Source organism: Pseudomonas putida (genome assembly GCF_025905425.1).
Classification (GTDB): Bacteria; Pseudomonadota; Gammaproteobacteria; order Pseudomonadales; family Pseudomonadaceae; genus Aquipseudomonas; species Aquipseudomonas putida_AF.
On the sequence record NZ_CP109603.1, the window covers coordinates 996,340 to 1,023,205 of the forward strand.

21 protein-coding genes are annotated in these 26,866 nt (G+C 61.5%); 14 read left to right on the forward strand and 7 right to left on the reverse strand.

Annotation, left to right across the window (positions count from 1 at the left end; all coding sequences use genetic code 11):
• Positions 1 to 3 precede the first annotated feature (3 nt).
• From sdhA to OGV19_RS04575, 9 genes are all read left to right on the forward strand, one after another.
• The gene (sdhA, locus tag OGV19_RS04535; RefSeq protein WP_027592875.1) at positions 4 to 1,776 is read left to right on the forward strand and encodes a succinate dehydrogenase flavoprotein subunit; all 1,773 of its coding nucleotides are present in this window, start codon (positions 4 to 6) and stop codon (positions 1,774 to 1,776) included.
• A gap of 11 nt (positions 1,777 to 1,787) precedes the next feature.
• A complete protein-coding gene (locus OGV19_RS04540) occupies positions 1,788 to 2,492 on the forward strand; it encodes a succinate dehydrogenase iron-sulfur subunit (protein WP_008091906.1) in 705 nt (234 codons plus the stop codon).
• A gap of 245 nt (positions 2,493 to 2,737) precedes the next feature.
• Positions 2,738 to 5,569, forward strand: coding sequence for a 2-oxoglutarate dehydrogenase E1 component (locus OGV19_RS04545; RefSeq protein ID WP_264312319.1), 2,832 nt, complete (start codon positions 2,738 to 2,740; stop codon positions 5,567 to 5,569).
• A 42-nt stretch (positions 5,570 to 5,611) separates the two neighbouring features.
• Positions 5,612 to 6,829 carry a 2-oxoglutarate dehydrogenase complex dihydrolipoyllysine-residue succinyltransferase gene (gene odhB / locus OGV19_RS04550; RefSeq protein ID WP_264312320.1) on the forward strand — a complete coding sequence of 406 codons (1,218 nt, stop codon included), beginning with the start codon at positions 5,612 to 5,614 and terminating at the stop codon, positions 6,827 to 6,829.
• Positions 6,830 to 6,922: 93 nt separating this feature from the next.
• A complete protein-coding gene (gene lpdA, locus OGV19_RS04555) occupies positions 6,923 to 8,359 on the forward strand; it encodes a dihydrolipoyl dehydrogenase (protein ID WP_264312321.1) in 1,437 nt (478 codons plus the stop codon).
• 172 nt (positions 8,360 to 8,531) lie between these two features.
• Positions 8,532 to 9,698, forward strand: coding sequence for an ADP-forming succinate--CoA ligase subunit beta (sucC, locus tag OGV19_RS04560; protein ID WP_008091914.1), 1,167 nt, complete (start codon positions 8,532 to 8,534; stop codon positions 9,696 to 9,698).
• Complete coding sequence (gene sucD / locus OGV19_RS04565; protein ID WP_264312322.1) at positions 9,698 to 10,582, forward strand: succinate--CoA ligase subunit alpha; 885 nt, start codon at positions 9,698 to 9,700, stop codon at positions 10,580 to 10,582. Before sucC ends, sucD begins: the two co-directional genes overlap by 1 nt.
• Positions 10,583 to 11,048: 466 nt before the next feature.
• Positions 11,049 to 12,362, forward strand: a complete 1,314-nt coding sequence (gene brnQ / locus OGV19_RS04570) for a branched-chain amino acid transport system II carrier protein (protein WP_264312323.1) — start codon at positions 11,049 to 11,051, stop codon at positions 12,360 to 12,362.
• 222 nt (positions 12,363 to 12,584) lie between these two features.
• Positions 12,585 to 13,334, forward strand: a complete 750-nt coding sequence (locus tag OGV19_RS04575) for a DUF599 domain-containing protein (RefSeq protein ID WP_264312324.1) — start codon at positions 12,585 to 12,587, stop codon at positions 13,332 to 13,334.
• A 67-nt stretch (positions 13,335 to 13,401) separates the two neighbouring features.
• On the opposite strand, the gene OGV19_RS04580 is transcribed toward OGV19_RS04575, so the two are convergent.
• Positions 13,402 to 13,713, reverse strand: a complete 312-nt coding sequence (locus tag OGV19_RS04580) for a hypothetical protein (RefSeq protein WP_264312325.1) — start codon at positions 13,711 to 13,713, stop codon at positions 13,402 to 13,404.
• 154 nt (positions 13,714 to 13,867) lie between these two features.
• On the opposite strand from OGV19_RS04580, the gene OGV19_RS04585 reads away from it, so the two are divergent.
• The 4 genes from OGV19_RS04585 (at position 13,868) to OGV19_RS04600 (ending at position 17,588) form a co-directional block, all read left to right on the forward strand.
• Positions 13,868 to 14,344, forward strand: coding sequence for a PaaI family thioesterase (locus tag OGV19_RS04585; protein WP_264312326.1), 477 nt, complete (start codon positions 13,868 to 13,870; stop codon positions 14,342 to 14,344).
• Positions 14,341 to 14,823 carry a PaaI family thioesterase gene (locus OGV19_RS04590; RefSeq protein ID WP_264312327.1) on the forward strand — a complete coding sequence of 161 codons (483 nt, stop codon included), beginning with the start codon at positions 14,341 to 14,343 and terminating at the stop codon, positions 14,821 to 14,823. Before OGV19_RS04585 ends, OGV19_RS04590 begins: the two co-directional genes overlap by 4 nt.
• A 70-nt stretch (positions 14,824 to 14,893) precedes the next feature.
• Complete coding sequence (gene htpG / locus OGV19_RS04595) at positions 14,894 to 16,798, forward strand: molecular chaperone HtpG (protein ID WP_264312328.1); 1,905 nt, start codon at positions 14,894 to 14,896, stop codon at positions 16,796 to 16,798.
• Between the two features lie 64 nt (positions 16,799 to 16,862).
• Entirely contained in the window at positions 16,863 to 17,588 is a 726-nt protein-coding gene (locus OGV19_RS04600) for a dienelactone hydrolase family protein (RefSeq protein WP_264312329.1), read from the forward strand.
• A gap of 177 nt (positions 17,589 to 17,765) precedes the next feature.
• Here OGV19_RS04600 and OGV19_RS04605 read toward each other — a convergent pair whose 3' ends face one another.
• Positions 17,766 to 18,629 (reverse strand): pirin family protein, encoded by an 864-nt coding sequence (locus tag OGV19_RS04605; RefSeq protein WP_264312330.1) that lies wholly within the window; start codon positions 18,627 to 18,629, stop codon positions 17,766 to 17,768.
• 115 nt (positions 18,630 to 18,744) lie between these two features.
• Between OGV19_RS04605 and OGV19_RS04610 the strand changes: the two genes are divergently transcribed.
• Entirely contained in the window at positions 18,745 to 19,749 is a 1,005-nt protein-coding gene (locus OGV19_RS04610; protein WP_264312331.1) for an amidohydrolase family protein, read from the forward strand.
• A gap of 168 nt (positions 19,750 to 19,917) precedes the next feature.
• Here OGV19_RS04610 and fabB read toward each other — a convergent pair whose 3' ends face one another.
• The 5 genes from fabB to OGV19_RS04635 all read right to left on the reverse strand — a co-directional run bounded on the left by fabB (position 19,918) and on the right by OGV19_RS04635 (position 26,838).
• Positions 19,918 to 21,138: a beta-ketoacyl-ACP synthase I gene (gene fabB, locus OGV19_RS04615; protein WP_264312332.1), complete on the reverse strand. Its 1,221-nt coding sequence runs from the start codon at positions 21,136 to 21,138 to the stop codon at positions 19,918 to 19,920.
• Between the two features lie 11 nt (positions 21,139 to 21,149).
• Positions 21,150 to 21,665 carry a 3-hydroxyacyl-[acyl-carrier-protein] dehydratase FabA gene (fabA, locus tag OGV19_RS04620; protein WP_027592861.1) on the reverse strand — a complete coding sequence of 172 codons (516 nt, stop codon included), beginning with the start codon at positions 21,663 to 21,665 and terminating at the stop codon, positions 21,150 to 21,152.
• A gap of 207 nt (positions 21,666 to 21,872) precedes the next feature.
• On the reverse strand, positions 21,873 to 23,804 hold the full coding sequence (locus OGV19_RS04625; RefSeq protein WP_264312333.1) for a response regulator: 1,932 nt from the start codon (positions 23,802 to 23,804) through the stop codon (positions 21,873 to 21,875).
• Positions 23,801 to 24,691 (reverse strand): ABC transporter substrate-binding protein, encoded by an 891-nt coding sequence (locus tag OGV19_RS04630; protein ID WP_264312334.1) that lies wholly within the window; start codon positions 24,689 to 24,691, stop codon positions 23,801 to 23,803. Before OGV19_RS04630 ends, OGV19_RS04625 begins: the two co-directional genes overlap by 4 nt.
• Positions 24,691 to 26,838, reverse strand: coding sequence for a TonB-dependent receptor plug domain-containing protein (locus OGV19_RS04635; RefSeq protein ID WP_264312335.1), 2,148 nt, complete (start codon positions 26,836 to 26,838; stop codon positions 24,691 to 24,693). The genes OGV19_RS04630 and OGV19_RS04635 overlap by 1 nt, the downstream gene beginning before the upstream one ends.
• Positions 26,839 to 26,866 lie beyond the last annotated feature (28 nt).

A 26,866-nucleotide genomic window follows, 5' to 3' on the forward strand; every position in this document is an offset into this window, starting at 1 on the left:
TCCATGGCTAGCATTCCAACTATTTCCTTCGACGCCATCATTATTGGTGGCGGCGGTGCCGGCATGCGCGCAGCGCTGCAGCTGGCTCAAGGTGGTCACAAGACTGCCGTAGTCACCAAGGTCTTCCCGACCCGTTCGCACACTGTATCCGCCCAGGGCGGCATCACCTGCGCCATCGCTTCGGCCGACCCGAACGATGACTGGCGCTGGCACATGTACGATACCGTCAAAGGTTCCGACTACATCGGTGACCAGGACGCTATCGAATACATGTGTCAGGAAGGCCCGGCTGCGGTCTTCGAGCTGGACCACATGGGCCTGCCGTTCTCGCGTACCGAAACCGGCCGTATCTACCAGCGTCCGTTCGGTGGCCAGTCCAAGGACTTCGGCAAGGGTGGCCAGGCTGCCCGTACCTGCGCCGCCTCCGACCGTACCGGTCACGCGCTGCTGCACACCCTGTACCAGGGCAACCTGAAAGCCGGCACCACCTTCCTCAACGAGTACTACGCCGTTGACCTGGTGAAGAACCAGGACGGCGCTTTCGTTGGTGTGATCGCAATCTGCATCGAAACCGGCGAAACCCTGTACATCAAGTCCAAGGCCACCGTTCTGGCCACTGGCGGTGCGGGCCGTATCTACGCCTCGACCACCAACGCCCTGATCAACACCGGTGACGGTGTCGGCATGGCCCTGCGTGCCGGTGTACCGGTGCAGGACATCGAAATGTGGCAGTTCCACCCAACTGGCATTGCCGGCGCCGGTGTACTGGTCACCGAGGGTTGCCGCGGTGAAGGTGGCTACCTGATCAACGCCCACGGCGAGCGCTTCATGGAGCGTTACGCGCCGAACGCGAAAGACCTGGCCGGCCGCGACGTGGTTGCCCGCTCCATGGTCAAAGAGATCATCGCCGGCAATGGCGTGGGCCCGAACAAGGACCACGTACTGCTGAAGCTGGACCACCTGGGCGAGGAAGTGCTGCACAGCCGCCTGCCAGGTATCTGCGAGCTGTCCAAGACCTTCGCCCACGTCGACCCAGTGGTCGCGCCGGTGCCGGTCGTGCCAACCTGCCACTACATGATGGGTGGTGTTGCCACCAACATTCATGGCCAGGCCATCACCATGGACGCCGAAGGCAAGGACCACATCATCCCAGGCCTGTTCGCCGTAGGTGAAGTGGCGTGCGTATCGGTCCACGGCGCCAACCGCCTGGGCGGTAACTCGCTGCTCGACCTGGTGGTGTTCGGCCGTGCTGCCGGCCTGCACCTGGAAAAGGCGCTGACCGAAGGCGTCGAGTACCGCGATGCCAGCGACACCGATGTCGACGTTGCCCTGAACCGCCTGAACAAGCTCAACGAGCGCACCACTGGCGAAGACGTGGCAAGCCTGAAGCGCGAGCTGCAAAGCTGCATGCAGAACTACTTCGGTGTATTCCGTACTGGCGAATACATGCAGAAGGGTATCGAGCAGCTGGCTGGCCTGCGTGACCGCATCGCCAACGTGAAGATCAACGACAAGTCCCAGGCCTTCAACACCGCGCGTATCGAAGCGCTGGAGCTGCAGAACCTGCTGGAAGTTGCCGAAGCTACCGCCATTGCGGCCGAAGCCCGTAAAGAGTCGCGCGGCGCTCACGCCCGTGAAGACTTCGAAGACCGTGACGACGAGAACTGGCTGTGCCACACCCTGTACTACCCGGGTGAGAAGCGCGTTGCCAAGCGTGGCGTCAACTTTGCGCCGAAGACCGTACCGGCCTTCGAGCCAAAAATCCGGACTTACTAAGGGTGGCTGCTATGTTGAAAGTCGAAGTTTATCGTTACAACCCCGACACCGACTCGGCGCCCAAGATGGAGTCGTTCGACGTCGATACCGGCGGCAAGGACCTGATGGTTCTGGACGTGCTGGCGCTGATCAAGGAAAAGGACGAGGGCTTCTCGTACCGTCGCTCCTGCCGTGAAGGCGTGTGCGGTTCCGATGGCATGAACATGAACGGCAAGAACGGCCTGGCCTGCATCACCCCGCTGTCGGGCGTGGTCAAGGGCAACAAGCTGGTACTGCGCCCGCTGCCGGGCCTGCCGGTCATTCGTGACCTGGTCGTCGACATGAGCATCTTCTACAAGCAGTACGAGAAGGTGAAGCCGTTCCTGCAGAACGACACGCCGGCCCCGGCCATCGAGCGTCTGCAGTCGCCAGAAGAGCGTGACAAGCTGGACGGTCTGTACGAGTGCATCCTGTGCGCTTGCTGCTCGACCTCCTGCCCATCGTTCTGGTGGAACCCAGACAAGTTCCTGGGCCCAGCGGCCCTGCTGCAGGCCTATCGCTTCCTGGCCGACAGCCGTGACACCAAGACCCAGGAGCGTCTGGCGTCCCTGGATGACCCGTTCAGCGTATTCCGCTGCCGCGGGATCATGAACTGCGTCAACGTTTGCCCGAAGGGTCTGAACCCGACCAAGGCAATCGGTCACGTACGTAACATGCTGCTGCAAAGCGGCACCTGATCCAAAGCGTTGTAACTGCAGTAAGCCGAGGTGCGGGTGGTGAGCCCGCACTGAGGTAAACCTGAGCAAGGGCCCACAAAGCCCGCGCTCGATACCTATGAAGATATGAGACCAGCAGGGGCTTTCCGGGCTGGTACCCGGAAAATCAGCAAGATCCAAGTGGCGTGGTTCAGTCGCTGTGTTCGGACTTTTCCAGGTTTGCTGTGGCTCTCGCCGATCAGTCCCCTAACCGAGGGTGACCAAGCATGCAAGAAAGCGTGATGCAGCGCATGTGGGAAAGCGCCCACCTTTCAGGTGGTAACGCTGCATATGTGGAAGAGCTCTACGAGCTCTACCTGCACGACCCTAACGCTGTGCCAGAAGAGTGGCGCACTTACTTCCAGAAGTTGCCAGCCGACGGCAGCACCGCTACTGATGTATCGCACTCGACAATCCGCGACCATTTCGTACTGCTGGCAAAGAACCAGCGCCGCGCCCAACCGGTATCCGCCGGGAGCGTGAGCAGTGAACACGAGAAGAAGCAGGTTGAAGTTCTGCGACTGATCCAGGCCTATCGTATGCGCGGCCATCAGGCTGCCAAGCTCGACCCGTTGGGGTTGTGGCAGCGCCCAGCGCCCGTAGACCTGTCGATCAATCACTACGGCTTGACCAATGCCGATCTTGATACGACCTTCCGTGCCGGCGACCTGTTCATCGGCAAAGAGGAAGCGAGCCTACGCGAGATCTTCGAGGCGCTCCAGAAGACATATTGTCGCACCATTGGCGCCGAGTTCACTCACATCGTCGATTCCGAGCAGCGCAGCTGGTTCCAGCAGCGCCTCGAAAGCGTGCGCGGCCGTCCGGAGTTTTCCGCAGACGTGCAGGCTCACCTGCTTGAGCGCGTCACAGCCGGTGAGGGCCTTGAGAAGTACCTGGGCACCAAGTACCCAGGCACCAAGCGTTTCGGCCTGGAGGGCGGCGAAAGCCTGATCCCGATGCTGGACGAAATGATCCAGCGCTCCGGCTCCTACGGCACTAAAGAAGTCGTGATCGGCATGGCCCACCGCGGCCGTCTGAACGTGCTGGTCAACACCTTCGGCAAGAACCCGCGCGAGCTGTTCGACGAGTTCGAAGGCAAGAAGATGAACGAGCTGGGCTCCGGTGACGTGAAGTATCACCAGGGCTTCTCCTCGAACGTGATGACCACCGGTGGCGAAGTTCACCTGGCCATGGCGTTCAACCCGTCCCACCTGGAAATCGTCTCGCCAGTGGTTGAAGGTTCGGTGCGCGCCCGTCAGGACCGTCGCAACGACACCGTCGGCGACAAGGTGCTGCCGATCTCGATCCACGGTGACGCTGCATTTGCCGGCCAAGGCGTGGTGCTGGAAACCTTCCAGATGTCGCAGACCCGCGGTTTCAAGACCGGCGGTACCGTGCACATCGTGATCAACAACCAGGTTGGTTTCACCATCAGCAACCCGCTGGACGCGCGTTCCACCGAGTACGCCACCGACGTCGCCAAGATGATTCAGGCGCCGATCCTGCACGTCAACGGTGATGACCCGGAAGCCGTGCTGTTCGTGACCCAGCTGGCCATCGATTACCGCATGCAGTTCAAGCGTGACGTGGTCGTCGACCTGGTCTGCTACCGTCGTCGCGGCCACAACGAGGCCGACGAGCCGAACGGTACCCAGCCGCTGATGTATCAGCAGATCAGCAAGCAGCGCACCACCCGTGAGCTGTATGCCGAGGCACTGATCCAGGCCGGTCGCATCGACGCCGAGCGCGCTCAGGCCAAGATCGACGAGTACCGCAACGCCCTGGACAACGGCCTGCACGTGGTCAAGAGCCTGGTCAAGGAGCCGAACCGCGAGCTGTTCGTCGACTGGCGTCCGTACCTGGGCCACGCCTGGACCGCGCGTCACGACACCCGTTTCGACCTCAAGACCCTGCAGGACCTGTCGGCCAAGCTGCTGGAGCTGCCAGAAGGCTTCGTCGTTCAGCGCCAGGTTTCGAAGATCTACGAAGATCGCCAGAAGATGCAGGCCGGTGGCTTGCCGATCAACTGGGGTTATGCAGAGACCATGGCCTACGCCACCCTGCAGTTCGAGGGTCACCCGATCCGCATGACCGGCCAGGACATCGGCCGTGGCACCTTCTCGCACCGTCACGCGGTGTTGCACAACCAGAAGGACGCCAGCACCTACGTACCGCTGCAGAACCTGTTCCCAGGCCAGCCGCGCTTCGACCTGTACGACTCCTTCCTGTCGGAAGAAGCCGTACTGGCCTTCGAATACGGCTACTCGACCACCACGCCGAACGCGCTGGTGATCTGGGAAGCTCAGTTCGGCGACTTCGCCAACGGTGCGCAAGTGGTGATCGACCAGTTCATCACCAGCGGCGAGCACAAGTGGGGCCGTCTGTGCGGTCTGACCATGCTGCTGCCACACGGCTACGAAGGGCAGGGCCCGGAGCACTCCTCCGCGCGTCTGGAGCGTTACCTGCAGCTGTGCGCCGAGCACAACATCCAGGTCTGCGTACCGACCACCCCGGCACAGATCTACCACCTGCTGCGTCGCCAGGTCATCCGTCCGCTGCGCAAGCCGCTGATCGTCCTGACGCCTAAGTCGCTGCTGCGCCACAAGCTGGCCATCTCGACCCTGGAAGACCTGGCAGAAGGCTCGTTCCAGACCGTGATCCCGGAAATCGACACCCTGGATCCGGCCAAGGTTGAACGCCTGGTGCTGTGCAGCGGCAAGGTCTACTACGACCTGCTGGAAAAACGCCGTGCCGAAGGCCGTGAAGACATCGCCATCGTGCGTATTGAGCAGCTGTACCCGTTCCCGGAAGACGACCTGGTCGAAATCCTGGCGCCGTACACCAACCTCAAGCATGCCGTCTGGTGTCAGGAAGAGCCCATGAACCAGGGCGCCTGGTACAGCAGCCAGCACCACATGCGCCGTATCCTGGGCCGCCACAACAAGGCGCTGGTCCTGGAATACGCCGGCCGCGACGCGTCTGCCGCGCCAGCCTGTGGTTACGCTTCGAAGCACGCCGAACAGCAGGAAAAACTGCTGCAAGACGCCTTCACTGTTTAACGCCTTCGCGCACTTGAAACCGAATTTAAGGAAACACTGATAATGGCTATCGAGATCAAAGCCCCAACCTTCCCGGAATCGGTTGCCGACGGCACCGTTGCCACCTGGCACAAGAAGCCGGGCGAAGCCGTCAAGCGTGACGAGCTGATCGTCGACATCGAGACCGACAAAGTCGTCCTGGAAGTCTTGGCCACCGCCGATGGCGTGATGGGCGACATCGTCAAAGGCGAGGGCGACACCGTCCTGTCCGACGAAGTACTGGGTTCGATCGTTGAAGGTGGCGCTGCCGCTGCACCTGCTGCTGCTCCGGCCGCTGCTGCCCCGGCTGCCGCTGCTGCCGACGCTGGCGAAGACGACCCGGTTGCTGCTCCAGCCGCACGCAAGCTGGCTGAAGAGAACGGTATCGACCTGGCTACCGTTGCCGGCACTGGCAAAGGCGGTCGCGTCACCAAGGAAGACGTGGTGGCTGCAGTTGCCAACAAGAAGTCCGCACCTGCTGCTGCACCGGCTGCCAAGCCTGCCGCTGCCGCTGCCCCGGTTGTGACCGCCGCTGGCGATCGCACCGAGAAGCGCGTGCCGATGACCCGTCTGCGTGCCAAGATCGCTGAGCGCCTGGTCGAAGCCCAGTCCAACATGGCGATGCTGACCACCTTCAACGAAGTCGACATGACCGAAGTCATGGCCCTGCGTTCGAAGTACAAGGACCTGTTCGAGAAGACCCACAACGGCGTACGCCTGGGCTTCATGTCGTTCTTCGTCAAGGCCGCCACCGAAGCGCTGAAGCGTTTCCCGGCTGTCAACGCCTCGATCGACGGCAACGACATCGTCTACCACGGCTTCGCTGACGTCGGTGTTGCTGTCTCCAGCGACCGTGGCCTGGTGGTTCCGGTACTGCGTAACGCCGAGTCGATGAGCCTGGCTGAAATCGAGAACGGCATCGCTACCTTCGGCAAGAAGGCCCGTGACGGCAAACTGTCGATCGAAGAAATGACCGGCGGCACCTTCACCATCACCAACGGTGGTACCTTCGGTTCGATGATGTCGACCCCGATCGTCAACCCGCCGCAGGCTGCCATTCTCGGCATGCACAACATCATCCAGCGTCCGATGGCCATCAACGGCCAAGTGGTCATCCGCCCGATGATGTACCTGGCGCTGTCGTACGATCACCGCCTGATCGACGGCAAGGAAGCGGTAACCTTCCTGGTCACCATCAAGAACCTGCTGGAAGATCCGTCTCGCCTGCTGCTGGACATCTAACCCTCTGGCTGCGTACCGTTCGGCGCCTGGCCTCGAAAGAGGCGGGGCCGCGCGGTTCGCGGCTTGTAGCTTGTAGCTGATAAGGAATCTTTTATGACCCAGAAATTCGACGTAGTGGTGATTGGTGCAGGTCCTGGCGGCTATGTGGCTGCCATCAAGGCTGCCCAACTTGGTCTGAAGACTGCCTGTATCGAGAAATACACCGACGCCGAGGGCAAACTGGCCCTGGGCGGCACCTGCCTGAACGTAGGTTGCATCCCATCCAAGGCGCTGCTGGACAGCTCCTGGAAGTACAAGGAAGCCAAAGAGAGCTTCAACGTCCACGGTATCTCCACTGGCGAAGTGAAGATGGACGTCGCCGCGATGGTTGGCCGCAAGGCCGGCATCGTCAAGAACCTGACCGGTGGCGTTGCCACCCTGTTCAAGGCCAACGGCGTTACTTCGATCCAGGGCCACGGCAAACTGCTGGCTGGCAAGAAAGTCGAAGTCACCAAGGCTGACGGCACCACCGAAATCATCGAAGCCGACAACGTGATTCTGGCCTCCGGCTCGCGTCCGATCGACATTCCGCCGGCTCCGGTCGACCAGAACGTCATCGTCGACTCCACCGGCGCCCTGGAATTCCAAGCGGTTCCTAAGCGTCTGGGTGTGATCGGTGCTGGCGTGATCGGCCTGGAGCTGGGTTCGGTATGGGCTCGCCTGGGTGCTGAAGTCACCGTCCTGGAAGCCCTGGACACCTTCCTGATGGCTGCCGACGCCGCTGTCTCGAAAGAAGCCCAGAAGACCCTAACCAAGCAAGGCCTGGACATCAAGCTGGGCGCTCGCGTCACCGGCTCGAAAGTCAACGGCAACGAAGTCGAAGTCACCTACACCAACGCCGAAGGCGAACAGAAGATCACCTTCGACAAGCTGATCGTCGCGGTCGGCCGTCGTCCGGTAACCACTGACCTGCTGGCCTCCGACAGCGGCGTGACCATCGACGAACGTGGCTACATTTTCGTCGACGATCACTGCGCTACCAGCGTTCCGGGCGTGTTCGCCATCGGTGACGTGGTACGCGGCATGATGCTGGCCCACAAGGCCTCGGAAGAGGGCATCATGGTTGTCGAGCGCATCAAGGGCCACAAAGCCCAGATGAACTACGACCTGATCCCTTCGGTTATCTACACCCACCCGGAAATCGCGTGGGTCGGCAAGACCGAACAAGCCTTGAAGGCAGAGGGTGTTGAGGTTAACGTAGGCACCTTCCCGTTCGCGGCCAGCGGCCGTGCGATGGCGGCCAACGACACCGGTGGTTTCGTCAAGGTCATCGCCGATGCCAAGACCGACCGCGTACTGGGTGTGCACGTGATTGGCCCATCGGCTGCCGAGCTGGTACAGCAGGGCGCAATCGCAATGGAATTCGGCACCAGTGCCGAGGACCTGGGCATGATGGTCTTCAGCCATCCAACCCTGTCCGAAGCGTTGCATGAAGCAGCGCTGGCAGTGAATGGCGGCGCCATTCACGTGGCCAACCGTAAGAAGCGTTAATTATAAGAAACCACGGCGGGCTGCCCGTCGTGAGTCTTGCGTGCATGACTCACCGCGGAAAGTTCGCCGGATCGAACTACACGGGAAAACCCGGGGTTAACGGTCACAGGTGGTGCGGCGCCAGCAATGGCGCAGCGCCGAAGCGCAGTACCTAACGAAGACGGTAAAAAGCATGAATCTTCACGAGTATCAGGGTAAGCAGCTGTTCGCTGAATACGGCCTGCCAGTTTCCAAGGGTTTCGCAGTCGACACCCCTGAAGCTGCAGCAGAAGCTTGCGACAAGATCGGCGGTTCCGAGTGGGTTGTAAAAGCCCAGGTTCACGCAGGTGGTCGCGGTAAAGCGGGCGGCGTCAAGCTGGTTCGCAGCAAGGAAGACGCCAAGGCGTTCGCTGCGCAATGGTTGGGCAAGCGTCTGGTAACCTACCAGACCGACGCCAACGGTCAGCCAGTGACAAAGATCCTGGTCGAATCCTGCACTGACATCGCCAAAGAGCTGTACCTGGGCGCTGTAGTCGATCGCTCGAGCCGCCGCATCGTGTTCATGGCCTCCACCGAAGGTGGCGTGGACATCGAGAAAGTTGCTCACGAAACTCCTGAGAAGATCATCAAGGCTACTATCGATCCGCTGGTCGGCGCTCAGCCGTTCCAGGGTCGTGAACTGGCATTCCAGCTGGGTCTGGAAGGCAAGCAAGTTGCTCAGTTCGCCAAGATTTTCGTAGGCCTGGCCAAGCTGTTCAAAGAACACGACCTGGCCCTGCTGGAAGTCAACCCGCTGGTCATCAAGGCCGACGGCGACCTGCACTGCCTGGATGCGAAGATCAACATCGACGCAAACGCCATGTACCGTCAGCCTAAGCTGAAAACCTTCCACGACCCGTCCCAGGACGATCCTCGTGAAGCCCACGCTGCCAGCTTCGAGCTGAACTACGTGGCCCTGGAAGGCAACATCGGCTGCATGGTCAACGGTGCCGGCCTGGCCATGGGTACCATGGACATCGTCAACCTGCACGGCGGCAAGCCAGCCAACTTCCTCGACGTAGGTGGTGGTGCTACCAAAGAGCGCGTTACCGAAGCCTTCAAGATCATTCTGTCCGACAGCAATGTCGCGGCCGTTCTGGTCAACATCTTCGGCGGCATCGTTCGCTGCGACATGATTGCCGAAGGCATCATCGGTGCAGTGAAAGAAGTCGGCGTTAAAGTTCCAGTTGTTGTTCGCCTCGAAGGCAACAACGCCGAACTGGGCGCTAAAGTACTGGCAGAAAGCGGTTTGAACATCATTGCGGCAACCAGCCTGACCGACGCTGCTCAACAAGTTGTCAAAGCTGCGGAGGGCAAGTAATGAGCGTCCTGATCAATAAAGACACCAAAGTTATCTGCCAGGGCTTCACCGGCTCGCAGGGTACTTTCCACTCCGAACAAGCCATCGCCTACGGCACCAAGATGGTCGGCGGCGTCACCCCAGGCAAGGGTGGCACCACCCACCTGGGCCTGCCGGTGTTCAACACCGTCAAGGAAGCTGTGGAAGTGACCGGCGCTGACGCTTCGGTCATCTACGTTCCGGCTCCGTTCTGCAAAGACTCGATCCTGGAAGCGGCCTTCGGCGGCATCAAGCTGATCGTCTGCATCACCGAAGGCATTCCTACCCTGGACATGCTGGATGCCAAGGTCAAGTGCGACGAGCTGGGCGTTACCCTGATCGGCCCTAACTGCCCAGGCGTCATCACCCCGGGCGAGTGCAAGATCGGCATCATGCCAGGTCACATCCACTTGCCAGGCAAGGTCGGTATCGTGTCGCGTTCCGGCACCCTGACCTATGAAGCGGTCAAGCAGACCACCGACGCCGGCTTCGGCCAGTCGACCTGCGTCGGCATCGGCGGTGACCCGATCCCAGGCTCCAACTTCATCGATATCCTGAAGCTGTTCCAGGAAGACCCGAAGACCGAAGCGATCGTCATGATCGGTGAGATCGGCGGTTCGGCTGAAGAAGAAGCCGCGGCCTACATCAAGGCCCACGTTACCAAGCCTGTCGTTTCCTACATCGCCGGTGTGACTGCACCTGCGGGCAAGCGCATGGGCCACGCCGGCGCCATCATCTCTGGCGGCAAAGGCACTGCGGACGAGAAGTTCGCTGCGCTGCAGGACGCGGGTGTGAAAACCGTGCGTTCGCTGGCTGACATCGGCAAGGCCCTGGCCGAGCTGACTGGCTGGGAAGCCAAGAAGTAATACGCTTTACCCCCCCACGCGCACAAAGGCCACCTTCGGGTGGCCTTTGTCGTTGTTGGGATTGTGTTTCTGCTGTGCTGGCCTCTTCGCGGGGCAAGCCCGCTCCCACAGGTTCAGCGTCTTTCCCGGTGGGAGCGGGCTTGCCCCGCGAAGAGGCCAGTACAGGCAACAAAGAATGTTCGATAGCTATGATAGGGCTTTTCACACAGACACTTTCCATACCCCTGCGATAATTACCCCGTCCCCGGTCACACAGACGACAAACACATACGCACATCGGACAAGCAGCACTGTGCCAGTGCGTTTAACTGTCAAAACAGTTAATCTACGCGTTCACTCTGTGCCCGTCCCCCAAAAGGGAACGACACGCTAAACGGGTCTGGCTCACCAAGCCGGGCAGCATTTCCCTCATCCATAGGGAAATCCCCTCTCGAATCCCGATTTCAGCAGTGTGGTACTACCTCAAATGAAAGTTTTAAAAGGCCAGGATATCCTGGCACTTGGCTTTATGACGTTTGCGCTTTTCGTGGGCGCCGGCAATATCATCTTCCCGCCTATCGTCGGTCTGCAGTCTGGCCCGCACGTGTGGATGGCTGCCCTAGGCTTCCTGGTGACTGCGGTGGGCCTGCCGGTCATCACCGTGGTCGCACTGGCCAAGGTCGGTGGTGGCATGGATGCCTTGAGCAGCCCAATCGGCAAGTTCTTCGGTGGCCTGCTGGCGGCCGTGTGCTACCTGTCGGTCGGCCCGCTGTTCGCCACGCCGCGTACCGCGACCGTGTCGTTCGAAGTGGGTGTGGCGCCGTTGACCGGTGAAAGCCCGCTGGCACTGTTCATCTACAGCCTGGTGTACTTCATCGTGGTGCTGGCGGTGTCCATGTATCCGGGCAAGCTGCTCGATACCGTGGGGCGCTTCCTCGCGCCGCTGAAGATCATCGCCCTGGCCGTGCTCGGTATCGCCGCGTTCGCGCTGCCTGCCGGCACCATTGGTGAAGCGCAACCTGCCTATGCGGCTGCTGCGTTTTCCAAGGGCTTTTCCGATGGCTACCTGACCATGGACACCCTGGGTGCGCTGGTCTTCGGTATCGTCATCGTCAATGCCATCCGCTCGCGGGGTGTCGAATCGCCTAAGCTGATCACCCGCTACGCCATCATCGCCGGCCTTATCGCCGGTGTGGGCCTGGCGCTGGTGTACATCAGCCTGTTCCGTCTGGGTGCCGGCAGCCACGATATCGCGGCTGACGCCACCAACGGTGCGGCGGTACTGCATGCCTATGTGCAGCACACCTTCGGTTCGCTGGGCAGTGGCTTCCTGGCCGTGCTGATCGCGCTGGCCTGCCTGGTGACTGCGGTAGGCCTGACCTGCGCGTGCGCCGAGTACTTCAGCCAGGTTCTGCCGCTGTCGTATCGTGCACTGGTGGTGATCCTGGCTGGGTTCTCGCTGGTGATCTCCAACCTGGGCCTGACCAAGCTGATCATGTTCTCGATCCCGGTGCTTACGGCGATCTATCCACCCTGCATCGTGGTGGTGGGCTTGAGCTTCGTGAAGGATCTGTGGAACTCGCCAACGCGCATTCTCGCGCCGGTCATGCTGGTGTCGCTGGTGTTCGGTATGGTCGATGCGATCAAGGGCAGCAGCATTGCCAACGTGTTGCCGGACTTCCTGGCGCACTTGCCGTTGAGTGATCAGGGCCTGGCCTGGCTGGTGCCTTCGGTGGTAACCCTTGGCGCTGCCGTGGTGTACGACCGCATGTTGGGCAAGCCGCGCGAGGCGCTGGCTTGATAGGTTGAGGCCCGAGGGCTGCACCGGCCACAAGCCGTAGGGTGCCCGCCAGAGGTTTACACCTGAAACCCCGTATTCCAATGGATACGGGGTTTTTTGTTGCCTGTTTGGCGAGCAGGTTCGCGACGCGGCACAAATCGTGGGGGTGGTGTGCCTTTTGCCGATTGCAGACGTCGAAATCCGGTCTCTATTCTTTGTGCACCTGGCCTTCGGGAACCCTGCATGAACTTCATTCAAAGCAATCTCAACAACCTGCTGGCAATCTGCTGGTTCGCAGCCTGCTGGGGCGGCTACACCCGCTATGCCATCTGGAAGGGCCGCGACACCGCTTGCCTGGCCAGCGTGCTGCACTTGTACCGCGAAGACTGGATGCGGCGGATGCTGTTGCGCGACAACCGCATCGCCGATGCCAGCGTGATCGGCAACCTGGAGCGTAACGCCTCGTTTTTCGCGTCCAGTACCCTGATTATCCTGGCCGGCATTCTTACCGTGCTCGGCGCCTCGGACCGGGCCTTGTCGCTGCTGGCCGACCTACCACTGGTGCAACAGACGTCCCAGGGTATGTCCGAAATCAAGTTGCTGTGCCTGGCGACAGTCTTCGTGTATGCCTTTTTCACCTTCAGTTGGTGCATGCGCCAGTACAACTTCGCGTCGGTGCTGGTGGGGTCCGCGCCGATGATTGGTGAGCGGCTGGTCAATGAACTGGAGCGCAAGGCATTCGCCTCGCGCGCAGCGCGGGTGCTGTCGCTTGCGGCCAACCAGTTCAACTTTGGGCTGCGTTCGTATTATTTCGGTATGGCCCTGTTGAGCTGGTTTATTAGCCCGTGGTTGTTCATGGCCATGAGTGTCGGCGTAGTGCTGATTCTCTACCGCCGGGAGTTCCATTCTGATGTGCTGGATGTGATGGTGTTCACACCCACGGAAAGTGCGCCGGTGGATAACCCGAAAGACAGTTCCGTTTCTGGCACCTGAAACGTTTAATCTTTAAACCGCAGGTACAAAAAAACCCGACAATGTCGGGTTTTTTTGTACAGACCGATTACTGCTTGGCAGGTTCGGCCGGAGTAGCAGGTGCAGCTTCTGGCGCTGGAGTGGCCGGGGCGGCTTCCGGAGCCGGAGTTGCCGGAGCGGCTTCTTCGGCGGCCTTCTGCTGCGCTTCGGCCTGAGCTTTGGCGGCTTCGGCGTTTTCCTTGGCGGCTTCGTTCATCTTATCCTGAGCTTCGCCCATTTTTTCCTGGGCTTGCTCGGCGTGTTGCTGTGCGTCCTGGGCTTTGTCTTCGCTCGCTTTATCGCAAGCGGCCAGGCCCAGGGTAGCAGCCAGCATCAGAGCAAAAGCAAAAGGTTTACGCATGGGTGTGTTTCTCCTTGGTGGAATAAGTGACTTGTTCCTTCGAGTGCAACTACGCGGAATAAGTTCCGCGCAGGTTACAGATATATAACACCCCGTTCTATATAGACTTTTTAACGTTTTTATGCCGTTGCGTCAGCGGCCCTGGAACTTGCCGATGAGTGATTCAACCTTGATGGCCATGGCCGAGCGTTTTCTTTCGGCCTTGAAGCATTGTCAGTTGTTGCAGATGCGCGTGGCGCATGCCGATGCCGACGGCATGACGTTGATCCTGCCATGGTCGCCTGCAATCGTGGGCAACCCGCAGACCGGTGCGGTACATGGCGGTGCGCTGACCACGTTGATGGACACCACTTGTGGCATGGCCACTTTGTGTGCGCTGCCACAGTTCGAGGTGTGCCCGACCCTGGACCTGCGCATCGACTACATGCACACGGCCGAGGCCGGTAAGGACATCCACGGCCATGCCCAGTGCTATCGGGTCACGCGCGATGTGATCTTCACCCGCGGCACGGCCTACCAGGACGATCCCAGCCAGCCGATCTGCCAGGTGGTGGGTACATTCATGCGCCTGGGGCCGCAGATCAAGGGCGGCATTCGCTTTGGCAACAGCCTCAAGGAGGGTGGCGCATGATCCCGCACGAGGTGCGTCAGCAGCTGAACGCGGCCCATGCGCTCGGCGACTATCGGCCGCTGCTGGCATTGATCCCCTACGCCGGCCTGATCGGCATCGAATGCGAACGCCAGGGTGAGGATCTGCTGTTTCGCCTGCCCGCCAGCCCGGACAACATTGGTAACCCTTTGCTGCCAGCGATTCACGGTGGGGTAATTGCGGGTTTCATGGAGCTGTCTGCGGCCTTGTACCTGCTGATCTATAGCGAGAGCGCCAGCATCCCGAAGGTCATCGACTTTTCCATCGACTACCTGCGCGCCGGGCATTTTCGCGATACCTACGCCCAGTGCCAGCTGTGGCGCCAGGGGCGGCGGGTCACCAATGTCGCCATCACCGCCTGGCAGGGTGATCGGCAGTCACCGATCGCCACCGCCCGGGCGCATTTCAAGGTCGAACCGGAAAAGCCCTTGAAATCGTCTGGGCAGCCCCCATCTGCATGACATCCGCCGTTAACGCAGGCCGAATCGGCTGCCGGGCGCCCACTGCCATCAGATCGGAGTTTTGAAGACCATGAGTGTGGAAACACAAAAGGAAACCCTGGGCTTCCAGACCGAGGTGAAGCAGCTGCTGCACCTCATGATTCATTCGCTGTATTCAAACAAGGAAATCTTCCTGCGTGAGCTGGTTTCCAATGCCTCCGACGCTGCTGACAAGCTGCGCTTCGAGGCCCTGGCCAAGCCGGAGCTGCTTGAGGGCGGTGCGGATCTGCGCATTCGGCTGAGCTTCGACAAGGACGCCGGCACGATCACGCTCGACGACAACGGCATTGGCATGAGCCGCGAAGACGTCATCACCCACCTGGGTACCATCGCCAAGTCCGGCACCGCCGACTTCATGAAGAACCTCACCGGTGACCAGAAGAAGGACTCGCACCTGATTGGTCAGTTCGGTGTGGGCTTCTATTCGGCCTTCATTGTTGCCGACAAGGTCGACGTTTACAGCCGTCGCGCAGGCCAGCCAGCGGCTGAAGGTGTGCATTGGTCCTCGAAAGGCGAGGGCGAGTTTGAAGTCGCCACCGTCGACAAGCCAGAGCGCGGCACCCGCATCGTCCTGCACCTGAAGAAGGACGAGCAGGAGTTCGCCGATGGTTGGCGCCTGCGCAACCTGGTCAAGAAATACTCCGACCACATCGCCTTGCCGATCCAGTTGCCCAAAGAGCAGGCGGCTGCTGAAGGCGAAGAGCCGCCAGCCGAGGAATGGGAAACCGTCAACCGCGCCAGCGCCCTGTGGACCCGTCCGCGTACCGAGATCAAGGACGAGGAATACCAGGAGTTCTACAAGCATATTGGCCATGACTTTGAAAACCCGCTGGCCTGGAGCCACAACAAGGTCGAAGGCAAGCTTGAGTACAACTCGCTGCTGTATGTCCCGGCCCGCGCGCCATTCGACCTGTACCAGCGTGAAGCACCGCGTGGCCTGAAACTGTATGTGCAGCGCGTGTTCATCATGGACCAGGCCGAGTCGTTCCTGCCGTTGTACCTGCGCTTCATCAAAGGCGTGGTCGATTCCAACGACCTGTCGCTGAACGTGTCTCGCGAGATCCTGCAGAAAGACCCGATCATCGATTCGATGAAGACCGCGCTCACCAAGCGTGTGCTGGACATGCTGGAGAAGCTGGCGAAGAACGAGCCTGAGCAGTACAAGGGCTTCTGGAAGAACTTCGGCCAGGTGCTGAAGGAAGGCCCGGCCGAAGACTTCGCCAACAAGGAGAAGATCGCGGGCCTCTTGCGCTTCGCCTCCACCCATGACGACAGCGGTGAGCAGAGCGTCGCCCTGGCCGATTACCTGGCGCGCGCCAAGGAAGGCCAGGACAAGATCTACTTCCTCACCGGTGAGACCTATGCGCAGGTCAAGAACAGCCCGCACCTGGAAGTCTTCCGCAAGAAAGGCATCGAGGTCCTGCTGCTGACCGACCGTATCGACGAGTGGCTGATGAGCTACCTCAACGAGTTCGACGGCAAGAGCTTTGTCGACGTTGCCCGTGGCGACCTGGACCTGGGCAAGCTGGACTCCGAGGAAGACAAGAAAGCCCAGGAAGAAGTCGCCAAGGACAAAGAAGGCCTGGTCGAGCGCCTCAAAGGCGCGTTGGGTGACAGCGTTGCCGAGGTTCGCGTTTCGCATCGCCTGACCGACTCGCCGGCGATCCTCGCCATCGGCGAACAGGACCTGGGCCTGCAGATGCGTCAGATTCTTGAAGCCAGCGGGCAGAAGGTGCCGGATTCCAAGCCGATCTTCGAATTCAACCCGACCCACCCGCTGATCGAGAAGCTGGACAACGAGCAGAGCGAAGACCGCTTCGCCGAGTTGTCGCACATCCTGTTCGATCAGGCGGCCCTGGCGGCCGGTGATAGCTTGAAGGATCCGGCGGCCTACGTTCGTCGCCTGAACAAGCTGCTGGTCGAGCTATCTGCTTGAGTTGATGCAAAGGAAAGCCCGCTTCGGCGGGCTTTTTTCATGATGGGTGCCTAAGGAGTGCTTGATGAGCAAGGTAATCGTCGAATCGTTGGTTTATCACCTGGCTGGCAAGACCTATGAGAGCCGCCTGGTCCATGAGCCGGGCGCGCTGCCGAAGCCGGGCCTGGTGATGGCGCCGAACTGGATGGGTATTGGCGAAGGTGCCGAGCGCATTGCCAGGGAAGTGGCCGAAAAGGGCTACGTGGTACTGATTGCCGACCTTTATGGGCAGTCAGTGCGGCCGTCCAATGCCGATGAGGCAGGGGCGGCGATGATGCCGTTGAAGAACGACCGGGCAGAGTTGCGCAAGCGCATGAATGAGGCGCTGTCGCAGTTGCTGGCGCAGTCGAAGGCATTGCTGGAGCCTGGCAAAGTGGCCACGTTCGGCTTCTGCTTTGGCGGTTGTTGTGCCTTGGAGCTGGCGCGCACGGGTGCCGACCTGAAGGCGGCGGTGTCGTTCCATGGCACGCTGGATACCCCAAACCCCGAGGATGCCAAGCGTATCAAAGGCTCGGTGCTGGTATTGCACGGTGCATCCGACCCGCTGGTGCCGAAGGCGCAACTGCCGGCGTTCGAGGAAGAGATGAACGCGGCCAAGGTCGATTGGCAGTTGCTTAGCTACGGTGGCGCGGTGCATTCGTTCACTGACCCGAATGCCAATGTGCCGGGCAAAATGCAGTATGACCGCAAGACCTCGGAGCGGGCGTTCCGCTCGATGCACAATCTGCTGGCTGAAGTGTTCCAGCGCTGATAGTGCTTTGGGGCTGCTGCGCAGCCCTTCGCGGGCAAGCCCGCTCCCACAGGAAATGCGTCAATTTTTAGAAATTGAGCAAGGCAGTTGCTCCCGCGAATAAACCGCTGAGCACTGGCAGTGGCGCTATCCCTGTGGGAGCGGGCTTGCCCGCGAAGGGCCGCCAAGCGGCCCCGGTCAACGAGGCAACTCGATCCGCGAAGTCTCCCCCGGTACCGTAGGCCAATCCCCCGCAGCCCACCTCGCCCTGGCCTGTTCAATCAATGCCGGGTCACTCGCCACGAAGTTCCAGTTCATCCGCCGCGGCCCATCCAGCGGCGCCCCGCCGATCACTACCAATTGGCATTCACCTTCCGCATACAAGGTGGCCGCTTCGCCCTCTGGCAGCACCACCAAACTGCATGGCTCTACCTCCTCGTCGTTCAGCATCAGCTCGCCATCAAGCAGATAGAGCGCCCGCTGCGCGTGCTCATCAGGCACGCTAAGCGTGGTGGCGGGCTGCATCCGCACGTGTGCGTACAGGGTAGGGGAGAGCACCGGTACCGGCGATTCCAGGCAGAAGCCACTGCCCGCAATCATGCAAATGCGCACCCCCAGGTTGTCACTGACCGGCAGGCTTGCCGCCGGGTGGTGGCTGTAGCGCGGCGTGCCTTGTTCGAGCGCACGGGGTGACGCCAGCCAGACCTGCAAGCCATGCAGGCGCGAACCGCTGGCAAGCACATCGGCAGGTGTGCGCTCGACATGCGCCACGCCACTGCCTGCCGTCATCCAGCTGACATCGCCTGGCTTCACATGCTGCTCGGACCCGAGGCTGTCCTTGTGCAGGATTTCGCCTTCGAACAGGTAGGTCAGCGTCGACAAGCCGATATGTGGGTGCTGACGGATATCCATGCCACGGCCTGGGGCGTAGTCCGTTTCGAGCATGTGGTCGAAAAACACGAACGGGCCGACGCTGCGGCACTGGGCCGAAGGCAGCGGGCGCAGGATCGGCTGGCCCTCGACCGACTCCGCACGTGGGCGGATGACCAGGGGGATGCTCATGATGGGCTCCGGGCAAGTTGCAAGTGCTCCAAGCATAGCGGTTTGCCGGGCCAGGCTGAACTGCCACGCTTGCCGGTCGGTCTACCCTGTTCGTACCTGGAGAAGGAAGCTGCCCATGATCGCCAGAGCGCTGGCTTGTGCGGTGTTGTCTGGTTGGCTGTGCCTGTCGGCGCAGGCGCGCGATTACCGCTACAGTGACGCCCACTTGCACTACGTCGACTTTTTCCAGGAGACAGAGGGCATGCCTGCGTTGATCAAGGCCATGGATCAAGCGGGCATCGAGCAGTCGATGATCTCCGGCATTCCGGTGGCCAAAAAATGGCACGAGGACGAACCTAAGCGCCCGCGCTACTACGCAGGGGACGACGCCGATGCCTATTGGTACAGCGCGACCGATACCTATGTGGCCGCAGCGCTGCAGAAGCTGCCTGCCGAACAGCGCAAGCGCTTTCATCCGTTCCTGACCGGCTTCAATCCGGTGGACAAGAATGCCGTCAGCCATATCGAGCGCATGCTCGATCTCTACCCAGGGCTTTGGCAGGGTATTGGTGAGGTTTTCACCCGCCACGACGACCTGACCGCGCTGACCAGCGGTGACACACCGCGCGCCAACAACGAGGCCATGACCCGCATTTATCACCTTGCGGCCGAGCGAGACCTCCCGGTGCTGCTGCACAGCAACATCACCTCCAAGCGTGAGCGCAACCCGCTGTACCTGGCCGAGATCGAAGAGCCGCTGCGTAATCACCCGCACACGCGTTTCATCTGGGCGCATGCCGGCAGCAGCATGGAAATTCATCGTCACCAGACGCAGATGGATTTTCTGCTGCCGGTGCTGGCACGTTTGTTGGAGGATTACCCGAACCTGTTTGTCGACTTGTCGTGGAGCGTGCTGGAGCCTTATCTGCTGGATGACAAGGGCGTGCCACGCAAGGCTTGGCTGGCGTTGGTAGAGCGCTTCCCTGAGCGGTTCATGCTCGGGTCGGATGTGGTGGGCAAGTTTGCGAGCCTTGGCGAGCAGATGCACGGGTTCAAGCCGTTTCTGGATGCGTTGCCGGAGGCGGTGGCGCAGAAGGTAGCCAGGGATAATTTTTTGGCTGTGTTGCCCAAGGCTAGGTAACAAACCTGTACGGGCCTCTTCGCGGGCAAGCCCGCAGGTATTGTGCAAGGCTCAGGCTATGCACGAAACCCTGTGGGAGCGGGCTTGCCCGCGAGGAGGCCCGTACAGGCAACACAAAAGAAAACGCCCCGAACCAGTCGGGGCGTTTTTCTTTACTGCATCACGGCCTTACTTGCCAGCCCAGCGCTTGAGCACCAGGGTAGCGTTGGTGCCGCCGAAGCCGAAGCTGTTGCTCATGACCGTGTCGATCTTGGCGTTTTCCAAGGTTTCGCGCTGAATCGGCAGGTCAGCAACTTCCGGATCCAGCTCGTCGATGTTGGCGGAGCCGGCGATGAAGTTGTTTTCCATCATCAGCAGGCAGTAGATCGCCTCGTGCACGCCAGCGGCGCCCAGCGAGTGGCCCGACAGGCTCTTGGTCGAGCTGATCTTCGGTGCCTTGTCGCCGAACACGGCGCGAACACCCTTGATCTCGGCAACGTCACCGACCGGGGTCGAGGTGCCGTGGGTGTTCAGGTAGTCGATCGGGGTGTCGACGGTGGCCAGCGCCTGCTGCATGCAGCGGATGGCGCCTTCACCGCTTGGGGCGACCATGTCGTAACCGTCGGAAGTCGCGCCGTAGCCGACGATTTCGGCGTAGATCTTGGCGCCACGGGCCAGAGCGTGCTCCAGCTCCTCGACTACCACCATGCCGCCGCCGCCTGCGATGACGAAGCCATCACGGTCAGCGTCGTAAGCGCGCGAGGCCAGTTCCGGGGTTTCGTTGCGCTTGGTCGACAGGGCGCCCATGGCATCGAACAGGAACGACTGGCTCCAGTGCTCTTCTTCACCGCCGCCGGCGAAGACGATGTCCTGCTTGCCCCACTGGATCTGCTCCAGTGCGGTGCCGATGCAGTGTGCCGAAGTGGCGCAGGCCGACGAGATCGAGTAGTTCAGGCCCTTGATCTTGAACGGGGTGGCCAGGCACGCCGAAACGGTGCTGCCCATGGTGCGGGTGACGCGGTATGGGCCAACGCGCTTGACGCCTTTCTCGCGCAGGGTGTCCAGCGCTTCCATCTGGTTCAGGGTCGAGGCGCCGCCGGAGCCGGCAACCAGGCCGGTACGCGGGTTGGAAACCTGCTCTTCGGTCAGGCCAGCGTCCTTGATTGCATCCTGCATCGCCAGGTAGGCATAGGCCGCGGCGTGGCCGACAAAACGGTAGACCTTGCGGTCGATCAGTTCTTCGAGGTTGAGGTCGATGGACCCGGAAACCTGGCTGCGCAGCCCCATTTCCTTGTATTCCGGGTTGAAACGGATACCCGGACGGCTTTTACGCAGGTTTTCGGTGACGGTCTCTTTGTCATTGCCCAGGCACGATACGATGCCCAGACCAGTGATAACGACGCGGCGCATGCGAATAACCCTTAGAAATTGTCAGTGGAGGTGAACACGCCGACCCGCAGGGCTTCGGCCGTGTAGATCTCGCGGCCGTCGACGCTGACCGAGCCATCGGCGATGGCCATGTTCAGCTTGCCCTTCAGGACGCGCTTGATGTGAATGTTGTAGGTGACCTTCTTGGCGGTAGGCAGTACCTGGCCGAAGAACTTCACTTCGCCCGAGCCCAGCGCACGGCCGCGGCCCGGCAGGCCCTGCCAGCCGAGGAAGAAGCCGACCAGCTGCCACATGGCGTCCAGGCCCAGGCAGCCCGGCATCACCGGATCGCCTTCGAAGTGGCAGGCGAAGAACCACAGGTCCGGATTGATATCCAGCTCGGCGACCAATTCACCTTTGCCGTACTTGCCGCCTTCTTCGCTGATATGGGTGATGCGATCGACCATCAGCATGTTCGGCGCGGGCAGTTGCGCATTACCTGGGCCGAACAGCTCACCGCGACTGCAGCGCAGCAGGTCTTCCCGAGTAAAGGCGTGTTGTTTGGTCATGCGAGCTCCTCAATAACCCCCTGCGGCAGGGGACGAATCTTCCCGGCCGGCCCGAAAAGCGATGACTCCGGGGCGGCAGCCTACAGGTAGACTATTGCGTTGTGGTGAAAGTCACAGTGCACCAGACGAAAGAAGTACAGGTGTGCACTGAAACGTCTATTTTCAGGTCCGAAGAAGATCCTGTCCAGTCCTTAAGACTGCCGCACTTTAGCATTTATCGCCAGTCGCGGTTGTCTGACCGGGTAACCAGCGTTGCAGCACGCGCTGCAGGTCGGTGCGGCGCAAGGGTTTAGTCAGGTAATCGTCCATACCGGCGGCCATGCAGCGCTCACGATCACCTTCCAACGCGTTTGCGGTCAAGGCGATGATCGGCAGGTGCATGCCGTTTGGCAGCAGGCGGATGCGCTGGGTGGCTTCATAGCCATCCAGGTTCGGCAGGCGGCAGTCCATCAGAATGGCGTCGAACCGTTGCTGGCTGACCTGATCGACTGCCTGGATGCCGTCTGCCGCCACGCTGACCTCAAGCCCCAGGCTGCGCAACATGGCCTCGATGACGTTCTGATTGACCGGGTTGTCCTCCACCAACAGTATCCGCTCGCTACCGGCGAGCGGTCGTTGTTCGCGAACGGCCCCGGGCAGTTTCGCCTGTGCGGGCGCGGCCAGTGCCAGCGGCATTTCCAGGGTGAAGGTCGAGCCCAGGCCCTCGCGGCTCTCGCCGCGCAGCTTGCCGCCCATGCGTTCGGCCAAGGTGCGCGCGATCGACAGCCCCAGGCCGGTGCCGCCGTAGCGTCGGGAAATCGAGCTGTCGGCCTGCTGGAAGGCGACGAACATCATTTCCATGCGGCCGCTGTCGATGCCGATGCCCGTGTCGCGCACGCTGCAGGTAAACCAGATCAGTTGTCGGTCCAGCAGCTGGCAGCGCGCTTCAACGTGCACCTGGCCACGCTCGGTGAATTTCAGTGCATTCCCCACCAGGTTCAGCAAGATCTGCCGGATACGTGTCGGGTCGCCGTTCACGGTCAGGTGCTCGATGCCTTCGGCCATTTGCAGATGCAGGCCAAGGCCGCGTTGCTGCGCGCTGTGCTGGAACGACTGAACGCTGCTGGCAATCAGTTCGCCCAGGTTGAAGTCGATGCGCTCCAGCTCCAGCGCCGTGCGCTCGATCCGCGAGAAGTCGAGAATGTCGTTGATGACCTTCAGCAGGTGCCCGGTGGACTCACTGGCAACGGCGGTGTAGTCGGCCTGTTCGCTGGTCAGTGGGGTGGTTTCGAGCAGTTGTAGCATGCCCAGCACGCCATTCATGGGGGTGCGCAACTCGTGGCTCATCATCGCCAGGAAGTCCGACTTGGCCCGGTTGGCCTGTTCGGCTTCCTCGCGCGCCTGGGTCAACTGGGCAATGGCTTGCTTCTGCTCGGCACTGGCTTGCTCCAGCGCGGTGGCGAGGTTGTTGATGTGGCGCGCCAGATGGCCCAGCTCGCTGTCATCGACCACCGGCAGCGGGGTGTTGTACTCGCCTTGTTGTATGGCCTTCACGGCGTGGCCCATGTCGCTGATTGGCTTGGCCAGGCTGAGGGCCAGCCGGCGAGCGAGCAGGAAGGTGAACAGCAGCGCGAACAGGGCCAGGATGCCCGCCTTGATCACGATTTCCTGCTGGCGCTGGCTGAAGGCATCGTCGGACATGCCGACGATCACCCGCCCCAGGTAGTCGTCACCGATGGCGGGTACGGAGACCTTGCCCGGTTGCAGGAAGTCGGTGTCCAGGCGGATCTGCTGCAGGCGGATCGGGGCCTGGAACACTTCCACCCGCTGCGCCCGGTTGGCGCTTTCGTCAGACTGCTCGACGTAGACCAGGATGTGGTTGCGGCTGTCCTGCACCTCCAGAAAGCGCACGTGCGGAATGCTCAGCGTGGCACGCATCAGGCCTTCCAGCACTTCGTTGTTGCCCGAGATCACCCCGTATTCGGAGGCCGGCGCCAGCTGGTTGGCGATCAGCTGGCCGGTGTGGTTGAGCTCCTGGCGCAGGTCCTGGATACGTACGAAGGTGAAGAAGCTGATCAGCAGCAAGGTCAGCAGCAGGGCGGGGCCGAGGCTGATGATCTGGGTGCGGGTGTGGATGTCCCAGCTCAGACGTCTGCTCATGGGGTGGATTCTCCTTCGGCCAAGGCCTTGGCGGCGGCGTTCGGATCGATAGGTTCAAGGCCCAGGGCGCGTGCCACCTGCTGGTTGCCACTGACGCCGTAGCGCGCCGGATAAAGGCTTCGCGGCCAGCGTGTCGGCGGCTGGTCGAGCAATTGGTCGAGCACCGCCAACCAGTCGTCCTGGTCGCTGTAGGTGCTGGCAAGGGCGCCTGCGCGCACAAAACCTGCGTTCGGGCCGATCAGCGCCATTTGCCGGCCGTAGCTGCTGAGCAGCAGGTTTTTCGCGGTCTTTGGGTTGTACAGGGCAGGGTCATCGAGGCCTAGCAGCACGTCGCTGTTGCCCAGCAACTGCTGCAGGGGCCGGCTGTCACGCGGGTCGGGCCAGTCCTGGGCAATGATCTCCAGGCCCAGGGGGCGTGCGGCATGGCGCAGCTCATCGAGCAGGAAGACGCTGTGCTCACCGTAAAGCACACCGATGCGTTGCGCCTGTGGCAGCAGGTAGCGCGCCAGGCGCAGCTGTCGGGCCAGGGGTGGGTCGCTCCACAGCAGCGTAAGGAAGGCGGGGCGGGACTTTCCCAGGCGCTGTTCAGCCTGTACCCGGCTTACCCGCATGGCCAGCGCTGGCGGTCCGGCACTTTCACTCAGGCGCCATTCCAGTGCGGCACTGTCGAGCAGCACCAGGCGTTGATCGGCCTTGAGCCGGCTTGGGCGGGGCAGGTCGGCAGTGGTCTGGAAACGTACTTGGTCATGCGGGCGATGGCTTTCGAACGCTGCGACGAAGCTGCGAATGCCGGGCTGATCTTCGCCACCCACCAGCAGGATTTCACCGGCGGACAGCGGCCCCAGGGGCCACAGGCAAAGCAGCAGCAGGCGCAGCAGACGGGCCATCAGAATTCCAGCTCCGCGCTGACGCTCAGGCGCTGGCGGCTGTCGTAGCGGTTTTGCAGTGCGGTAGTCGGCTCATCGTCCAGACGTTGCTGCCACAGCGCTGCCAGCTCAAGGTTGCTGCCCAGCACCCGCAAGCGCTTGGCCAGGCGCAGGTCCAGGCGCTCGTAGCGGTACTGGTTGAGTGCATCGTCACCATAATAGAACAGCGCGCTCGACCAACCATCGCCCCACTCGCGTAGCCAGCCTGCCGAGCCGCTGTTGCGGGCGCTGAGGCGGCGGTCGTCGGGGTTGCTGGCCCAGGCGTCGACGTAGGCGTAGGTCACGCGTAGGCGGTCGCGCAAGGTGGGGTGCCAGTCCAGTTGCGCCTCGCTGCCGGTAAAGCGTGCCTTGTTGGCATTGCTGGCGATGTACTGGTTGTTCTTGAGGGGCTCGCTGATCATTCCAGTGATTTCGTCGTAGAACAGCTTCACGTCCATGCTCAGGTCGATGTCGCTGAAATAGCCGTTGTAGCCCAGTTCGCGCGAGCGCATGCGTTCCTGGTCGAGGTCGCCCGGGCCGCGGGTCTTGACGAAATACTCGCCGTGCTGCTGGCCAAAGGCATTGGGGCTCAGGCTTTTGACCGTGTAGCTCCAGTTGACGTTGTTCTCGAACATGTCGGGCGAGCGTACCGCCTCGGAATACACCGCACGCAGGCCATGGCGTGGGGTGATCAGGTAGTTGACCGCCACGCGTGGGGTCAGCGAGTTGCCGGACAGGCGCGAGTCCTCGAACATCGCGCCGCCCTGGATGATCCAGTGCTCGTCGGCGCGCCACTCCAGCTGGCCGAACAGGCGCCAGGTCTGGTCGTCGAGGCTGCCGTTGAAGTAGGTCTGCGAGTCGGCACGATCATAGCGGTAGTTCATGCCGCTGAGCAGGCGCAGGTTGTCGGTCAGGCTCAGGGTGTCCTGGATTTCCAGGTCGTAGCGGGTCTCGCGGGTGCTTTGGTCGACATCACCGCACACCACATTGCGACCGCCCTGGTTGTTCCACTGGTTCATGATGGCATCGACCAGTGCCTGTTCCTCGGGGTTGCTGCTGCGCGGCGGATTGTTGGCCCCACGAGCCACCAGCTCGGCATAGTTCGGGTTCATCTGCCACAGCCGGGTCAGCTCCGGGCTGAACGACAGGGCCGCATCACAAGCGCGCCAGACCTGCTGGCGGTCGAAGTGCTGGGCCGAGCCCTGGACATACAGGCTGTGCTCGGGGTTGAGGTCAATGTTCCAGCGTACCGAACCTGCGTAATCCTTGGCATTGACGTCGGCGCTGTCTCCCTGCTGGGTGACGTAGGGGAATACAGGCTGGTAGGTGTAGGGGCGCTGGTTGCTGCCTTCCTTGGCCGCCAACTGCCATTCCAGGGTCTGGTCGGGGGCCAGGCTGTGGCTGGCGCTGAGGTTGAAGCGGGTGAGGCGGCGGCTGTCGCGGTAGTCGCGGCCGTACTGGTCCTGGTCGAAGCCATCGTCCTGCAGGCCCGACACCGACAGGCGCATGTCGCCGCTGTTCCAGCCAAAGCCGTGGCTTGCGTAGAAATCGTTGATGCCGCCCTGGCCGCGGGTGACCTTGAGGCGCGTGCCATGGCTGTCGGCAGGGTTGCGGGTGAGGATGTTGACCACCGCCATCAGCGCATTGGCGCCATAGCTGACCGTGTTGGGGCCACGGAACACCTCGATGCGCTCGACGTCCTCCATGGCCAGGGGGATGTCGCTCCAGTCCACTGTCGCAAGGCCTGCGCGGTATACCGAGCGGCCATCGATCAGCACCTGCATGCGCCGTGCGTCGTTGACGTTGCTGCCATGGTAGTTGACCGTCGGCTGATTGCCGGCGCCGTAGCCGATCATCATGCCAGGCACCAGGCGCAGCAGTTCGGGGATGTCGCGGGCACCGCTGGCGCGGATCAGTTCGCTGTCGAGCACGGTCATGCTGCCTGGGACCGCTGCCGGGGATTGTTTGAGGCGGGTGGCGGTCAGAACCTGCGGCAGGTCGGCGTTGTCGATGAACAGATCGTCGGCCATGGCCGGGCCGCCGAGCAAGGCGGTCAGTAGTAGAAGACGCGGGTAGGGGGGCGTGCCAGGCACCACGGTACGACCTTGTTTCAGGGATGAAACAGGCATGTTAACTGACCTTGGGTGTTTTGCCAGC

Bases quoted from the DNA above. Each gene is read 5' to 3' on its own strand.
- OGV19_RS04545 (WP_264312319.1), top strand. From the start codon at position 2,738: ATGCAAGAAAGCGTGATGCAGCGCATGTGGGAAAGCGCCCACCTTTCA.
- OGV19_RS04600 (WP_264312329.1), top strand. From the start codon at position 16,863: ATGAGCAAGGTAATCGTCGAATCGTTGGTTTATCACCTGGCTGGCAAG.
- OGV19_RS04585 (WP_264312326.1), top strand. From the start codon at position 13,868: ATGAGTGATTCAACCTTGATGGCCATGGCCGAGCGTTTTCTTTCGGCC.
- OGV19_RS04630 (WP_264312334.1), bottom strand. From the start codon at position 24,691: ATGGCCCGTCTGCTGCGCCTGCTGCTGCTTTGCCTGTGGCCCCTGGGG.
- sucD (WP_264312322.1), top strand. From the start codon at position 9,698: ATGAGCGTCCTGATCAATAAAGACACCAAAGTTATCTGCCAGGGCTTC.
- OGV19_RS04610 (WP_264312331.1), top strand. From the start codon at position 18,745: ATGATCGCCAGAGCGCTGGCTTGTGCGGTGTTGTCTGGTTGGCTGTGC.
- OGV19_RS04625 (WP_264312333.1), bottom strand. From the start codon at position 23,804: ATGAGCAGACGTCTGAGCTGGGACATCCACACCCGCACCCAGATCATC.
- OGV19_RS04580 (WP_264312325.1), bottom strand. From the start codon at position 13,713: ATGCGTAAACCTTTTGCTTTTGCTCTGATGCTGGCTGCTACCCTGGGC.
- sucC (WP_008091914.1), top strand. From the start codon at position 8,532: ATGAATCTTCACGAGTATCAGGGTAAGCAGCTGTTCGCTGAATACGGC.
- OGV19_RS04590 (WP_264312327.1), top strand. From the start codon at position 14,341: ATGATCCCGCACGAGGTGCGTCAGCAGCTGAACGCGGCCCATGCGCTC.
- OGV19_RS04575 (WP_264312324.1), top strand. From the start codon at position 12,585: ATGAACTTCATTCAAAGCAATCTCAACAACCTGCTGGCAATCTGCTGG.
- fabA (WP_027592861.1), bottom strand. From the start codon at position 21,665: ATGACCAAACAACACGCCTTTACTCGGGAAGACCTGCTGCGCTGCAGT.
- htpG (WP_264312328.1), top strand. From the start codon at position 14,894: ATGAGTGTGGAAACACAAAAGGAAACCCTGGGCTTCCAGACCGAGGTG.
- sdhA (WP_027592875.1), top strand. From the start codon at position 4: ATGGCTAGCATTCCAACTATTTCCTTCGACGCCATCATTATTGGTGGC.
- odhB (WP_264312320.1), top strand. From the start codon at position 5,612: ATGGCTATCGAGATCAAAGCCCCAACCTTCCCGGAATCGGTTGCCGAC.
- OGV19_RS04605 (WP_264312330.1), bottom strand. From the start codon at position 18,629: ATGAGCATCCCCCTGGTCATCCGCCCACGTGCGGAGTCGGTCGAGGGC.
- OGV19_RS04635 (WP_264312335.1), bottom strand. From the start codon at position 26,838: ATGCCTGTTTCATCCCTGAAACAAGGTCGTACCGTGGTGCCTGGCACG.
- fabB (WP_264312332.1), bottom strand. From the start codon at position 21,138: ATGCGCCGCGTCGTTATCACTGGTCTGGGCATCGTATCGTGCCTGGGC.
- lpdA (WP_264312321.1), top strand. From the start codon at position 6,923: ATGACCCAGAAATTCGACGTAGTGGTGATTGGTGCAGGTCCTGGCGGC.
- brnQ (WP_264312323.1), top strand. From the start codon at position 11,049: ATGAAAGTTTTAAAAGGCCAGGATATCCTGGCACTTGGCTTTATGACG.
- OGV19_RS04540 (WP_008091906.1), top strand. From the start codon at position 1,788: ATGTTGAAAGTCGAAGTTTATCGTTACAACCCCGACACCGACTCGGCG.